Origin of the sequence: Zobellella endophytica (genome assembly GCF_003012775.1) — a bacterium.
Classification (GTDB): domain Bacteria; phylum Pseudomonadota; class Gammaproteobacteria; order Enterobacterales; family Aeromonadaceae; genus Oceanimonas; species Oceanimonas endophytica.
Genome location: NZ_PXYG01000056.1, coordinates 1 through 246 on the forward strand (window position 1 = coordinate 1; position 246 = coordinate 246).

The 246-nt window shown below is 66.7% G+C and carries 1 protein-coding gene; it reads left to right on the plus strand.

Translation table 11 applies throughout. From position 1 onward, the window contains the following. Window positions 1–246, plus strand: a 246-nt coding sequence (locus C7H85_RS19780; RefSeq protein ID WP_158260126.1) for an immunoglobulin-like domain-containing protein, incomplete at both ends; no start/stop codon positions are given.

Below are 246 nucleotides of genomic sequence, written 5' to 3' on the forward strand. Positions count from 1 at the left end.
CCGTCACCGCCCGGGTAGACCAGGCCCCGGCCAGCGATGTGCGGCTGACCCTGAGCAACGGCGAGATCATCACCATCGCCGCCGGCGAGACCGAGGGCAGCGTCAGCTTTGCCAGCCGCGCCGACGATGCCTATGCACAGGGGAATGAGTCACTGGTGCTGGGTATCACTGGTGTCGAAGGCGGTGATTACGAGGCGCTGGACAGCAGTACGACCACCACGGTGACCGTGGCCGACGACGCCGATG